Below are 13,678 nucleotides of genomic sequence, written 5' to 3' on the forward strand. Positions count from 1 at the left end.
GCTGCGAGTAAAATGGATTAGAGATCGGGCAATTTTTTAGATGCCTGTTTTTCAATCCCGATAAGGGGCAACAGGTTGTCGACTGCCGTCGCGTACTGAATGGCGGCGCTCCAGCCGTCGTATTCAGCATTAATGCGTGAAGATTGCGCCTGCCAGACGTCCTGTTCGACGCTCAGCAGGTCATTAATGCTTTTTTTGCTCAGGGTGTATTCGTTTTTGTAAACGCTGCGGGTTTGCATGGCATTAACCAGTTGGAATTTGCCGGCATCTTCACGACCGCGTGCGCCTTTCCAGTCCGCCATTGCCGATGAGGCTTTTTGCAGAATGTCGAATCGCGCTTTTTCTTCTTCTGAAGCGGCCATCGCCTTTGCCCCCTGCGCCTGATCAACGCGCGCGGAAACCGCACCACCCTGATACAGCGGCGCATCCACGCTGAGCTGGATTTGATCGTCCCAGTAGCCGCGATTGTCAGATTCATAACGGGTGCGTCCCGCTTTCAGGCTGAGCGTGGGCAGATGTTGGGCTTTCGCCCGATCAATGCCGTGCTGTGCGGATGTCACCATCGCGCGTGCGGACAGCACGGCAGGGATTCTGGAATAATCGATATCGTCAACGGCGACCTGTTTGGCTTCCAGGTTCTCCGGCAGACGGGCGTAACGATGGGCACTGATACCGGTCTGTACCGCCAGCACCGCTTTCGCTTTTTGCAACGCGGCGTCGTACTGCTCCAGCGTCGCTCGCATCCCGGCAATGCGGGTCTGGGTTTGCAGATCGTCAGAGGTCGAGCTAAGACCTGCGCCAGCGCGCAGCTGCGCCAGATGCTGAATTTTCTCCAGCGCGGCGATGTTCTCCCGCGCCGCATTCACTAAGGCGCTATAGCGTTTCACTTCGACATAACCCTGCGCGGCTTTTTCCGCCACTTCCGAAAGGGTGGCCATCAACTGATAGCGATAACTTTCGTATTGCGCTTCCGACTGGGCAATAGCGCTATTGGTTTTACCAAAGTCATACACTAATTGCGTAACGGTAATTCCCCAGGCTGCAGAATTATTTAACGAGCCACTGGAATCCGTTGTCTGGCTGTGACCGGTACTCGCCGTTAAGCCAATTTGCGGCATCCAGCCGCTTTTCGCCTCTTTTGTCATTGCCTGGCCGATTCCCATTTGCGCGGCCTGACGGCTAATTGCCGGGTCGCGATCTAAAGCAAATAAAATACTTTCTTTCAGATTCGTCTCTTCAACATTCGCTAATGCCGCGAAGCAAGAAACAGAAGCGCCGCAAAGTGCAAGGGTTAACGTCACCAATGAAAAAACAAAACGCATACTCACAACACATATCCTAATTAAAATGGCTTTCTTCAGGCTGACCGATGCCTCCACACTTTTCTTTTTCAGAGCGATATGGAAAATAACGAAGCCTGCTATGAGATATGCCCTTATCAATGTGTTTTCAGCGCATTCCGCTGAATTTAACGGTCAGTCTCCCCTGAGCTTAAATAATGCCCACACTGATAACGACATATACCTGTCCGTGACAAACAAAGTTGAAAAACGTCATCATCACTACGTCTGTATGACATTTTCCAGCGTCCAGAAAAGACACTTCCCCGGGTATTCAGGGTAAGCGTTACCTATCGCTGGCATCACGGGTTGAAGAATATTCTGAGGTGTCGGGGTAAACGAGGAAAGAAAAATAACCTTAATTCATCTTAAATGATTTCTGATTGTAACCATGAAGAACTAAAACCAATAAAAACAATAAGATGATATTTCAACCAAAGATCTTAAACACTCTGAAAAGCCCTTTACCTGCTGAAATTTTGAACTAAAAAGCCATGGGTGCGCAGAGATTCATCAGTATTGTTCATCCCTGACTAAAATTAAACCGGATCAGTTTTCAGATGAATAACAAATTAGAAACAATATTATTCCAATCAGTTAGCATCCATGCCGAGGTGAGCGTGTTAATGCGGGAAATCAGGAAGGGAGTAAAACGGTGTGGTTTTTCCGCTTACAGGTGAAAAGAAAGCGGTCGTACTTTTCGATCATCATTTGCGACTTGATGCCTATTTTGTCGCGATAGTCGTTGTATTCCGAGCCTTCAGAGAGCAGGAATGCGTATATTGTATAATTAAGTTCGATGATCGAAGAAATGAATTCACGTTTCGCCAGTTCGAGCGTTTCATCATGCAGGCGATAGTCGGTATCGTTAAATTTTTCAGCCTGCTCCATGCGATGTGAGATTTGATGAATAATCGCCGGATGCAAATAGTACTGCGTACAGCCCACTGTTTCTTCATAGGGCCAAACGTGAAGGATCTCCTCAATAATACGCTGGTCACGCATTCGCTGTTCGGACAACAGATTATTCGCACTAAACGGCGACGTCAGCAAATAGCGAATTGAAAGAAAAAGAAAGGTGCCAATGCTTAATGCACACAGCAACATGAAGACTTTTGTGTAGAACATGATATAGCGAGTCAGTAATTTTGGAAAAGCTATCCTAACGGCAGTCGCGATGGATTTATAGTTTTTTGGAACTGAAAAGTCCTAAATTTTCCAGTTAATGTGAAAATAATAAAACGTTACGGTAAACAGTCGGCTAAATTACCCCCATTATTTAGGATAATCTTAATGGCAGAACGAAATATCCTGGCGAATTTTCTGACATCGCCTTTTTGCCGGGTGGTGCGAAAACACCTTACCCGGCCTGCAACAATGGGGCCACGGACGGCCTTATTTTCGATGCCAGTAGGCCGCCGCGCGCACCAACTGCGGGTCAAACGCATCGCTTTCGAAACGGCGGCTGAGGTTTTTGACCACCTTTCCTTCTCCGGTGACCCAGATAAAGTAATCTGCCGCTGGCACCGACAATTGCGCCAGTCGCGCATCAATCGCCTGCTCGTCGTGCGCCAGCCATTCGATGTTGAACCCGTCAAGATGCGCCAGGTAATCCCGATAAGCAGGATCGTTGACGCTCACCAGCGCGGTCACCGACGGCCTGACCGGCAAGCGGCTGAGCGCTTCCAGACGCCGACGCAGCGCGGGCATACCTGACTCATCGCAAACATAAACCTGGTATGCATAATCCTCCGGCACCACCAGCGAACCACGCGGCCCGCCGATGGTCAGCGTGTCCCCTTCGCGAGCCTGCATCGCCCAACGGCTCGCCACGCCGCCATCGTGAATGAAGAAATCCAGCGCCAGTTCATGACGCGCTTCATCGTAAAGCGGCGTGTAGTCACGGGACGCCGGGCGTGCGCCCTCTCCCCAGACAATGCCTTCGTCAGTGACCGTTGGAGGGACAAACGGAGCGCCAGCCTGGGGGAAAAAGACTTTCGTGTGATCGTCAAAGCCGTGTGAGCAAAAGCCTTTCAGCGCGTCGCCGCCCAGTACAATGCGTTGAAAGCCTGCGCTGATACGTTCCGCGCGCAAAACGGTAAGTTCGCGAAAACGCAATTCGTTGCGCACGCGTTGAGGATAACGTGGGGTGATGTCGGTCATGTCGCTGCCTTCGTGAAATAATCAGATATATCGAATTTAATCTTCAAATGATAATGATTGCTAATCAAGATGATTGCAAGCGATTTTTCGATACTGTTTTATAAAGCCTCACCCGCTACAAATAAGCATTAAATTCAATAGATTATAAAATTTTCATTGCACAGCTTGCCAAAATCAAAGATTTAGATATAAATTAGATACATCTAATAAACATCAGGAGAAACCTATGCGACATCATCACGAGGGTTGCTGCAACGGCGAAGGGGAGCATCATGAGGGCTGCTGTTCCGGCGAAGGTCGCCACCAGGGCGGCTGTCACAGCGAAGGTCATCAACACGGCGGATGTAATGGCGAAGGTCATCATCACGGCGGGTGTGGGCAACGTCATGGCAGAGGCGGTGGAAGACGCCAACGCTTCTTCGGACATGGCGAGCTGCGTCTGGTGATTCTGGATATCCTCTCCCGTGAGGCCAGTCATGGCTACGAGCTGATCAAAGCTATCGAAAATTTGACTCAAGGGAACTATACCCCCAGCCCGGGCGTGATCTATCCAACGCTCGATTTTTTACAGGAGCAGGCGCTTATCACCATTAGCGAAGAAGACGGCGGACGGAAGAAAATCACCCTTACCGCGTCCGGCGCACAATGGCTGGAGGAGAACCAGGAACACCTCGGACACATTCAGGCGCGGATCACTGCACGTAATGTTGGCGCTGAACTGCGTAAGAATCCGCAGATGAAGCGGGCGCTGGACAATTTCAAGGCGGTGCTGGACCTGAAAGTGAATCAAGGGAATCTCAGCGACGCGCAGTTAAAACAGATCACTGGCGTGATCGACCGCGCGGCGCTGGAAATCACTCAACTGGATTAAGCTGGCTGCGCGTCGTCTTCCCTGACACGGAACACTTTCACCAGCTCTTTTAAGTGAAGCGCCTGCTCATTCAGTGACGCTGCCGCGGCAACGGACTCCTCCACCAGACAGGAGTTCTGTTGCGTGGTGGCGTCGATCAGGCCAATCGCGCTGTTGATCTGCGAAATTCCGTCGGTCTGTTCGCGACTGGCCTGGCCGATTTCCCGCAGGATCACGTCCATTTCCTCAACATTGCTCACCATACCGTTGATTAGCGCATTCGCTTTTTCGACCAGCAGCATTCCCTCCTGAGTCTGACCGGTGGAATCTTCAATCAGATTACGGATCTCGCTGGCGGACGAAGCGCTTTTCTGCGCCAACTGCCGCACTTCACCCGCCACTACCGCGAACCCACGCCCGTGTTCACCCGCACGCGCCGCTTCTACGGCAGCGTTCAGCGCCAGTATGTTGGTCTGGAAGGCAATAGAGTCAATCAGATTAATGATGTCGGACATGCGGTTAGCGGTTTCATTTATGACGCGCATTTTTTGCGTGACCTGATTCATCATTTCACCGTTGTTTTTCACTACGGTCGCCGCCCCCGCAGAGAGCTTCGTCGCTTCTCCGGTATGCTCCGCTGTGTTTTTCACCGTCGCGGTGATCTGTTCCATCGAGGCGGCAGTTTGTTCAACCGAGCTGGCCTGCTCTTCGGTACGCGCCGCCAGATCCTGGTTGCCAGCCACAATCTGCGCCGCCGCGCTGGAAATATTCTCCGAGCCGTTTTGTACCTCCTGCACAATCTCTTGCAGGCGGTTTTTCATGGTCATCAGCGCCTGCAGCAATACGCCGGTTTCGTCCCGCTGTTCGCAGGCGATAGTGCGGGTCAGGTCGCCCTCGGCGATCGCTTCGGCAAACTGGACAGCGTCGTCCAGCGGTCGGGTAATGGAACGCACGATGTACAGCCCCATAACGCAACCAGCGACAATGCCTGCCAGCGCCAGGGCGACAAGCAGGATCCGGTTGGCTTTAAAATCGCTCTCCACTTGCTCGCCTGCTTTTAGCATCTGCGCGTCTTCGATGGCGATCAACGCCATAACTTTATCTTTATACGCCTGCTGCACGTTTACCGTGGTGGTCATCATCTCCTGCATTGCCGCCTGACGGTTGTGACTTTGCACCGCCGCCTGGATACGGTGCTGCGAGGCAAGATACTGCTCACGCACGTCGCGAATGTCTGCTATCACCGTTTTCGATTTATCGTCGAGCGGCGCCGCGCTTAGCTCGTCCAGCAGAAGGCTAATCTGCTGGCTTATCGCGTCGAGCCGGGCCTGCGAAGCCCCTGTCCAACGCCCTTCTTCATCCATCAGCATCAGTTGTTGCGTGCTGACATACTCCTGAAAATTGTCGATAAGTTTGTTGGCTTTTACCGTGATCGGATAATCGTCGATCAGGATGTTTTGCATACCACGATTCGCACGATCCAGGCTAAATATCGACAAACCGGAACTCACCATCATCAGCACAATAAACAAACCAAACGCGATAAATAACTTTGAACGAATTTTCACGTTACGCAAAAACATATTTCCCCTCCCGGAGATCGTTTTTCTCAGATAGCATTTCTTATCGGTCGGAATCTCAGTAACTTTATGATATTGATCAGTTTTTATTTTAAACGCTTTCTGATAAATCGTTTTTAACGATGAATAACGGTATACCGATCGTTATATAAGCGTTTTTTATGCTTTCGTGAAATGCGGAAAACCGCCGGGCGACAACGAGAATAAAAATAACTATCTCACCCTTATGGGTTAATATTTAATATAAATTTAACATTAAATTCACAAAACGCTCACCCATTACGGTAAGCGTTGGCAGAAAAAAGAAGAGGCAGAGATGTGAAGAAATGAGGAAATTAATGCAGTACCGTCACGGCATCTTCCAGACGGCTGGCGCGGTGTTTGACCATAGCGGATACCTGCGCGCTTTCTTCAACCAGTTCGGCATTTTTCTGGGTGATGTGGTTAAGCTCATCCACCGCACGGGTCAGGCTGCTCAGCCCGTCGGCCTGTTCCGACGTCGCATGACTGATTTGCGCAATCAGTTGGGTGACGTTTTGCACCTGCGAAACAATGTCATCAATGGTGCGTCCTGCGGCGTGAACCTGCTGCGAACCGGACTGAACTTTGTCCGCGCTGGCGTCAATTAACTTACGGATGTCGTTCGCCGCACTGGCGCTGCGGCTGGCCAGATGGCGTACTTCTCCCGCCACGACGGCGAACCCTTTTCCTTGCTCGCCCGCACGCGCCGCCTCCACCGCCGCGTTAAGCGCGAGGATATTGGTCTGGAAAGCGATGTCGTTTATCAGCGTGGTGATGGTGCCTATCCGCTGGGTGCTGTTGGCGATGTCATCCATCGTTTTGATCACCGTATCCATGGCTTCGCCACCCTGAGTCGCTGCGCTGCTGGCGGCGCTCGACAGTTTGTCGGCAGCGGAGGCGGTTTCGGAGTTCTGCTTAACCGAAGCGGCCATCTGGTTCATGGTAGCAACCGTTTGTTGCACGTTATCAACCGTCTGGCGGGTGTGTTTATTCAGATCGTCATTGCCTTTCGCCAGCGTTTCGCTGCCGTTACGTACGCTCGACACCTGACTTGAGACATCGTTGATGAGCCAGCGGCACATCAACCCAAGTTGCCCAACTGCGCGCAGCGTCAGTCCCAGTTCGTCACTGCGATTAAGATGCGACACGCTGTTACGCTCCCCGGTCGCGACTTTCAGCGCCTGCTTCGCCACGTTTTCGATCGGACGAACTATTTGTCCTTCAAAGATCGCGGTGCCGGCTGCCAGCGCCAGCGCACTCATCAGATACGCCAACGCGGACGCGTCGGAGGCATACAGGCCTGCCGCGACCATCACGAACAACAGCGTCATCACGCCGCGTACCCGCCAGCGCAGCGGCAGAGAAGGGAGTTTTCCCAACCAGCCTTTGCGTACCACCAGCCCTTTGTGAATGCGTCGGGCGCAGCGGTTTTCGTTCAGCGCCTGGTATAAAGGCTCCACCGCGGCGATCTCTTCTTCCGTTGCGCGGGTACGAATCGACATGTAGCCAGTGACCTGCCCTTCACGAACCATCGGCACCGCGTTGGCGCGAACCCAATAATGATCGCCGTTTTTACAACGGTTTTTAACAATGCCGCTCCACGGCTCGCCCTGTTTCAGGGTGTACCACATATCGGCAAACGCAGCTTTTGGCATGTCCGGATGACGTACAAGGTTGTGCGGCTGCGCCAACAGCTCATTGAGCGAGTAGCCGCTAACAGTGACGAAAGTATCGTTAGCGTGCGTGATGTAACTGTGCAGATCGGTCGTGGACATGAGCGTCGTATCGTCATCCAGCGGTGTATTTTGCTGGGTAACGTAGAGATGAGAAGACATAGTAGCGTCCTGTGCAGGTTATCTGGTTGTTAACTTCTTGTCAGATGTTATTTCGGCGCTAACGGATTTATCTTTAGTTGTTAAATTTGATTTAGATCGCAATTTGCGATTAAACCTTATTATTTGTACGAATTCCAATTTGTTGATTTTGAATACTTTCGGGATGAAACTATCCGTACCTGCGAGCCCACCCGCACCACCATAGCGCAAAATCCGCCTCTTTTTTGTGCAGCGAGCGGGATCTCTCCTCGTCGTGAACTGATTAAATTCTGCTCAATATGCTACTTTTTGTTAACAAATAAGATTAAATATTGCGCATTTTCCTTATTTCCTCATGTTTATCCCGATTTTCGTCGGCCTCATTGGGATGGCGCAATCCCTGCAATACTTAAATCGGTATCATGTGATACGCGAGCCGCGGGAGCATATTTTGAACAGGTTACCTTCCAGCGCGTCGGCATTAGCCTGCAGCGCACACGCCCTGAATCTCATCGAAAAGCGAACGCTTGACCATGAGGAAATGAAAGCACTAAACCGAGAGGTGATTGATTACTTCAAAGAGCATGTGAATCCAGGTTTTTTAGAGTATCGCAAATCTGTTACCGCCGGCGGGGATTACGGAGCCGTAGAGTGGCAAGCGGGGAGTCTGAATACGCTTGTCGACACCCAGGGTCAGGAATTTATCGACTGTCTGGGTGGGTTCGGCATCTTTAACGTGGGGCACCGTAATCCAGTCGTGGTTTCCGCCGTACAGAATCAACTCGCGAAACAACCCCTGCACAGTCAGGAACTGCTTGATCCTTTACGGGCGATGCTGGCAAAAACGCTCGCCGCCCTGGCGCCAGGCAAACTGAAATACAGCTTCTTCTCCAACAGCGGTACTGAATCCGTCGAAGCGGCGCTGAAGCTCGCCAAAGCGTACCAGTCGCCGCGCGGTAAGTTCACTTTTATCGCCACCAGCGGCGCGTTCCACGGCAAGTCATTAGGTTCCTTGTCCGCAACGGCGAAATCGACCTTCCGCAAACCGTTTATGCCCCTGCTGCCGGGCTTTCGTCATGTGCCTTTTGGCGATATCAGCGCGATGCGATCGGTCCTTAGCGAGTGCAAAAAGACCGGCGACGACGTGGCGGCGGTGATCCTCGAACCCATTCAGGGAGAAGGCGGCGTGATCCTGCCGCCGCAGGGGTATCTTAGCGCCGTGCGTAAACTGTGCGACGAATTCGGCGCGCTGCTGATTCTGGATGAAGTGCAAACCGGCATGGGGCGCACCGGCAAGATGTTCGCTTGCGAACATGAAAACGTGCAGCCTGACATTCTCTGCCTGGCGAAGGCACTGGGCGGTGGCGTGATGCCGATTGGCGCAACGATTGCCACCGAAGAGGTCTTTTCGGTGCTGTTCGACAACCCGTTCCTGCACACCACCACCTTTGGCGGAAACCCGCTTTCCTGCGCAGCGGCGCTGGCAACCATCAACGTGTTGCTGGAGCAAAACCTGCCCGCTCAGGCAGAGCAGAAAGGCGATATGCTGCTGGACGGTTTCCGCCAGTTGAGCCGTGAATATCCGGATCTGGTGCATGACGCGCGCGGCAAGGGGATGCTGATGGCGATCGAGTTTGTCGACAATGAGATCGGCTACAGCTTCGCCAGCGAGATGTTCCGACAGCGCGTACTGGTTGCCGGCACGCTCAACAACGCGAAAACGATCCGCATTGAGCCACCGCTCACCCTGTCCGTCGAGCAGTGCGAGCAGGTACTGAAAGCCGCGCGTAAAGCGCTGGCGGCGCTACGGGTAAGCGTGGAAGAAGTGTAACGCAACAGTGCCGGGGGGCGGTATGGCCACCCGGCTTACGGGCAAGAAACCAATCCAGGCCGGATAAGCGCTATCCGGCTTTTTTTTATCTGCGGTGGCGCTTTTTTGAATCCCATCACAATCATCGCATTCCCCTTTTCCCTTTTACGGCGCGACGGCTAAATTAGTAACTCATCCGACCACATAACAATAATTTTACATACTGGATACTGCTATGAGCTACCCGTCGCTGTTTGCCCCGCTGGATCTTGGCTTTACCACGCTGAAAAACCGCGTGCTGATGGGATCGATGCATACCGGGCTGGAAGAGCACCCCGAGGGGGCTGAACGCCTGGCGGCCTTTTACGCCGAACGCGCACGGCACGGCGTTGCGCTGATTGTGACAGGCGGCATTGCGCCCTCCCTGTCCGGGGTGGCGCTGAAGGGCGGCGCGACGCTTAACGATGCCTGTCAGTTGCCGCAGCATCGCGTAGTCACTGACGCAGTGCACAATGAGGGCGGCAAAATTGCCCTGCAAATTTTGCACACCGGGCGCTACAGCTATCAGCCGCAGCTGGTCGCTCCCTCCGCGATTCAGGCGCCGATCAACCGTTTTACGCCCCATGCGCTGTCTCATGATGAGATACTGCAATTGATTAAGGACTTTGCGCACTGCGCGCAGCTGGCGCGCGAAGCGGGTTATGACGGCGTAGAGGTGATGGGGTCGGAAGGCTATCTGATTAACGAATTTCTCGCCCTGCGCACCAATCAGCGCGACGACCAGTGGGGCGGAGAATACGCCAACCGCATGCGTTTTGCGGTGGAGGTGGTGCGCGCGGTACGCCAGCGTGTCGGCAACGATTTTATTATTATCTATCGTCTGTCAATGCTGGATCTGGTGGAAAATGGCAGCACCTTTGAGGAGACCGTCCAGCTGGCAAAGGCCATTGAAGCCGCGGGCGCGACAATCATCAACACCGGCATTGGCTGGCACGAAGCGCGTATTCCCACCATCGCCACGCCGGTACCGCGCGGCGCCTTCAGTTGGGTGACACGCAAGCTGAAGGGGCATGTCTCTGTACCGTTAGTGACCACCAACCGTATTAACGATCCGCAGGTCGCCGATGCGATCCTCGCGCGCGGCGATGCCGACATGGTATCGATGGCGCGTCCATTTCTGGCCGATGCCGGGATCCTGTCAAAAGCGCAGTCGGGACGTGCGGATGAGATCAACACCTGCATCGGCTGCAATCAGGCCTGTCTGGATCAAATCTTCGCCGGAAAAGTCACCTCGTGTCTGGTCAACCCACGCGCGTGTCACGAAACCCAAATGCCGGTTCTGCCTGCGCTGCAGGCAAAAAACCTGGCGGTAGTCGGTGCGGGTCCGGCAGGGCTGGCCTTTGCCATCAACGCGGCGTCGCGCGGTCATCACGTCACGCTGTTCGATGCCCTGGGCGAGATCGGCGGGCAGTTTAACATTGCCAAACAGATCCCCGGCAAAGAGGAGTTTTACGAAACTCTACGCTATTACCGGCGGATGATCGACGTTACAGGCGTTACGCTGCAGCTGAACCACGTTGTCAGCGCGGACGACCTTCAGGCCTTTGACGAGGTGATCCTCGCCTGCGGGATCGAACCGCGCAGACCGCCAATTGAAGGCATCGATCATCCTTCAGTATTAACCTATCTCGACGTGCTGCGTGATAAAGCGCCGGTGGGCAACCGGGTTGCGATCGTTGGTTGCGGCGGTATCGGCTTTGATACCGCGATGTATTTAAGCCAGCCTGGCGAACCGACCAGCCAAAACATTGCCGATTTTTGCGTGGAATGGGGCATCGACACCAGCCTGAAACAGGCCGGCGGATTACGTCCGGAAGGGCCGCATCTCCCGCGCAGTCCGCGCCAGATCGTGATGCTCCAGCGTAAAGCCAGTAAACCCGGCGACGGGCTGGGGAAAACCACCGGCTGGATCCATCGCGCCACGCTGCTCGCGCGTGGGGTGAAAATGATCCCTGCGGTGAGTTATCAACGGATCGACGATGACGGGCTGCATCTGCTGATCGGCGGCGAACCGCAGATCCTGAAGGTGGATAACGTCATTATCTGTGCCGGGCAGGAGCCGCGGCGTGAACTGGCCGAACCGCTGTACGCGGCCGGTAAAACGGTGCATTTGATTGGCGGCTGCGATGTGGCGATGGAACTGGACGCTCGCCGCGCCATCGCCCAGGGCACCCGTTTAGCGCTGACGATTTAAGGCGCTACGCTTACCGGGCCGACGGGATAGCACTACGATGCGGCCCGGATAAGGCGTTGGCCGTCATCCGGCAATACGTTAACGACGACGTCCCAGTTTCACCGCTTTGAGCACCACGAATTTGTTGTTGGTGGCGACAGTGGCGCAGTTGCCGAAAATCTTCTTCAGCTTGTGGAAATAGTCGAGATGGCGGTTGGCGACAATATACAGTTCGCCGTTGATCTTCAGGCAACGGCGGGCGTGATGAAACATCTCCCAGGCGATGTTATCGGTCAGGGCATGCTTTTGGTGGAACGGCGGGTTGCAGAAGATGGCGTTAAAACGAAACGGTTCGACGCCAGAAAGGGCGTTGTTGATCATAAACTCGCTGCGATCGACCGCATCCGGCAGGTTGGTTTCTACGTTCAGGCGGCTGGACGCCACCGCCATCGGCGACTCATCAACAAACACCACGCTCGCCTGCGGATTTTTCGCCAGCAAGGTTAAGCCGATCACCCCATTGCCGCAGCCGAGATCGACAATCTCCCCTTCCAGGTTTTCCGGCAGATGCTGCATAAAAAAACGCGCGCCGATGTCCAGCCCGGTACGCGAGAAAACGTTGGCATGGTTATGGATGGTCCAGTCGGTACCGTCCAGCTTCCAGCTCAGGGTGTCCGGGGTGTCGGTCAGCGCAGGTTCGCTGAAGGTGCAGTTGATAAGACGGGCTTTTTTCCATGCCAGCGTGGTGGTGGTCGGCCCCAACACCTTTTCAAACAGTTCCAGCGTGGACGTGTGAATATCCCGGGCTTTTGCGCCAGCGATAATTCGCGTTTGTGGGGTAACGACTTTGCGCAACGCGCGTAGCTGCTGCTCCAGCAGCGCCAGCGTTTTCGGTACTTTGATCAGCACCACGCCCGGCGCCTGCGGATACGCCGCGGTGCTGTCGAGAAACGTAACGCTGGCTTCGCTGATATCGTTATGGCGCAGGTTTTCCCGCGTCGCCAGCTCGCTCAGATATGAGTCGCCAATGCTGTACGGCGTGTGCGCCGCCAGCGCACAACTCAGCGCGCCAAAGGCGTCATTCAGGATCAGCACCGGGCCGCGAATTTCCGTATCGTCCAACTGTTGCAGCAGATACTCGTCCGCCGCTTCCCACGCCAGCAGTGGGTTAACGTCATCCGTCTGGGGAAAACGTTTTAATGTCAGTGAACGGAAACCGTTGTCTGTGTGGCTCATCGGCCCTCCTGAATGGTAAAATTTCGGCTTGTCCCTGAAAAGGGTGCGTGAGTATACAACATTTTCATTCAATGGCGTGGACCGTAATGAACCAACTGCCTTATCTCCAGGGTTACCCTGAACATTTGCTTTCTCAGGTGCGCACGCTGATTGCCGAACAACGACTGGGGGCGGTGCTGGAAAAGCGTTATCCCGGCACGCATGACTTCGCCACCGATAAGGCGCTCTGGCAGTATACCCAGGATCTGAAAAGCCAGTTCCTGCGCAGCGCCCCGCCGATCAACAAAGTGATGTATGACAATAAGATCCATGTGCTGAAAAACGCGCTGGGGCTGCATACCGCCGTGTCGCGGGTGCAGGGCGGTAAACTGAAAGCGAAAGCGGAAATCCGGGTCGCCACCGTGTTTCGCCATGCGCCGGAGCCGTTTTTGCGCATGATCGTGGTGCACGAACTGGCGCATCTCAAAGAAAAAGAGCACAGCAAGGCGTTTTACCAGCTCTGCTGTCATATGGAGCCGCATTATCACCAGTTGGAATTCGATACCCGGCTTTGGCTGACGGCGCTTTCAATCAGGGAAACTGCGCGGTAGCGCACTGGCTTTGACACGTGGGCATGCTACATTGTCGGCAG

The 13,678-nt window shown here is 53.9% G+C and carries 10 protein-coding genes; 4 read left to right on the forward strand and 6 right to left on the reverse strand.

All coding sequences use genetic code 11. The features are described 5' to 3' along the window. Positions 1-17 precede the first annotated feature (17 nt). From OOJ60_RS07870 to OOJ60_RS07880, 3 genes are all read right to left on the reverse strand, one after another. On the reverse strand, positions 18-1,322 hold the full coding sequence (locus tag OOJ60_RS07870; protein ID WP_042292970.1) for a TolC family outer membrane protein: 1,305 nt from the start codon (positions 1,320-1,322) through the stop codon (positions 18-20). A 654-nt stretch (positions 1,323-1,976) separates the two neighbouring features. Next, the gene (locus tag OOJ60_RS07875; RefSeq protein WP_205612356.1) at positions 1,977-2,468 is read right to left on the reverse strand and encodes a hypothetical protein; all 492 of its coding nucleotides are present in this window, start codon (positions 2,466-2,468) and stop codon (positions 1,977-1,979) included. Positions 2,469-2,735: 267 nt separating this feature from the next. Beyond that, positions 2,736-3,503, reverse strand: a complete 768-nt coding sequence (locus tag OOJ60_RS07880; protein ID WP_205612357.1) for a siderophore-interacting protein — start codon at positions 3,501-3,503, stop codon at positions 2,736-2,738. A 226-nt stretch (positions 3,504-3,729) separates the two neighbouring features. On the opposite strand from OOJ60_RS07880, the gene OOJ60_RS07885 reads away from it, so the two are divergent. Then, complete coding sequence (locus OOJ60_RS07885; RefSeq protein ID WP_205612358.1) at positions 3,730-4,374, forward strand: PadR family transcriptional regulator; 645 nt, start codon at positions 3,730-3,732, stop codon at positions 4,372-4,374. Here OOJ60_RS07885 and OOJ60_RS07890 read toward each other — a convergent pair. Beyond that, on the reverse strand, positions 4,371-5,936 hold the full coding sequence (locus OOJ60_RS07890; RefSeq protein ID WP_200035673.1) for a methyl-accepting chemotaxis protein: 1,566 nt from the start codon (positions 5,934-5,936) through the stop codon (positions 4,371-4,373). The genes OOJ60_RS07885 and OOJ60_RS07890 overlap by 4 nt on opposite strands. 332 nt (positions 5,937-6,268) lie before the next feature. After that, a complete protein-coding gene (locus tag OOJ60_RS07895) occupies positions 6,269-7,789 on the reverse strand; it encodes a methyl-accepting chemotaxis protein (protein WP_205612359.1) in 1,521 nt (506 codons plus the stop codon). A 430-nt stretch (positions 7,790-8,219) separates the two neighbouring features. On the opposite strand from OOJ60_RS07895, the gene ygjG reads away from it, so the two are divergent. Both ygjG and OOJ60_RS07905 read left to right on the forward strand, forming a co-directional pair. Beyond that, a complete protein-coding gene (gene ygjG, locus OOJ60_RS07900) occupies positions 8,220-9,599 on the forward strand; it encodes a putrescine aminotransferase (protein ID WP_167333872.1) in 1,380 nt (459 codons plus the stop codon). Between the two features lie 214 nt (positions 9,600-9,813). Then, positions 9,814-11,832: an oxidoreductase gene (locus OOJ60_RS07905; protein WP_205612360.1), complete on the forward strand. Its 2,019-nt coding sequence runs from the start codon at positions 9,814-9,816 to the stop codon at positions 11,830-11,832. A gap of 78 nt (positions 11,833-11,910) precedes the next feature. Here OOJ60_RS07905 and rlmG read toward each other — a convergent pair whose 3' ends face one another. Next, on the reverse strand, positions 11,911-13,047 hold the full coding sequence (rlmG, locus tag OOJ60_RS07910) for a 23S rRNA (guanine(1835)-N(2))-methyltransferase RlmG (protein WP_199957634.1): 1,137 nt from the start codon (positions 13,045-13,047) through the stop codon (positions 11,911-11,913). An 86-nt stretch (positions 13,048-13,133) separates the two neighbouring features. Here rlmG and OOJ60_RS07915 point away from each other — a divergent pair, with 86 nt between their 5' ends. Continuing rightward, positions 13,134-13,637: a M48 metallopeptidase family protein gene (locus tag OOJ60_RS07915; RefSeq protein ID WP_042292980.1), complete on the forward strand. Its 504-nt coding sequence runs from the start codon at positions 13,134-13,136 to the stop codon at positions 13,635-13,637. Positions 13,638-13,678 lie beyond the last annotated feature (41 nt).

Origin of the sequence: Citrobacter sp. R4, from assembly GCF_026719175.1 — a bacterium.
Taxonomy (GTDB): domain Bacteria; phylum Pseudomonadota; class Gammaproteobacteria; order Enterobacterales; family Enterobacteriaceae; genus Citrobacter_A; species Citrobacter_A sedlakii.

Bases quoted from the DNA above. Each gene is read 5' to 3' on its own strand.
- OOJ60_RS07885 (WP_205612358.1), top strand. From the start codon at position 3,730: ATGCGACATCATCACGAGGGTTGCTGCAACGGCGAAGGGGAGCATCAT.
- OOJ60_RS07880 (WP_205612357.1), bottom strand. From the start codon at position 3,503: ATGACCGACATCACCCCACGTTATCCTCAACGCGTGCGCAACGAATTG.
- OOJ60_RS07915 (WP_042292980.1), top strand. From the start codon at position 13,134: ATGAACCAACTGCCTTATCTCCAGGGTTACCCTGAACATTTGCTTTCT.
- rlmG (WP_199957634.1), bottom strand. From the start codon at position 13,047: ATGAGCCACACAGACAACGGTTTCCGTTCACTGACATTAAAACGTTTT.
- OOJ60_RS07875 (WP_205612356.1), bottom strand. From the start codon at position 2,468: ATGTTCTACACAAAAGTCTTCATGTTGCTGTGTGCATTAAGCATTGGC.
- OOJ60_RS07870 (WP_042292970.1), bottom strand. From the start codon at position 1,322: ATGCGTTTTGTTTTTTCATTGGTGACGTTAACCCTTGCACTTTGCGGC.
- OOJ60_RS07905 (WP_205612360.1), top strand. From the start codon at position 9,814: ATGAGCTACCCGTCGCTGTTTGCCCCGCTGGATCTTGGCTTTACCACG.
- OOJ60_RS07890 (WP_200035673.1), bottom strand. From the start codon at position 5,936: ATGTTTTTGCGTAACGTGAAAATTCGTTCAAAGTTATTTATCGCGTTT.
- OOJ60_RS07895 (WP_205612359.1), bottom strand. From the start codon at position 7,789: ATGTCTTCTCATCTCTACGTTACCCAGCAAAATACACCGCTGGATGAC.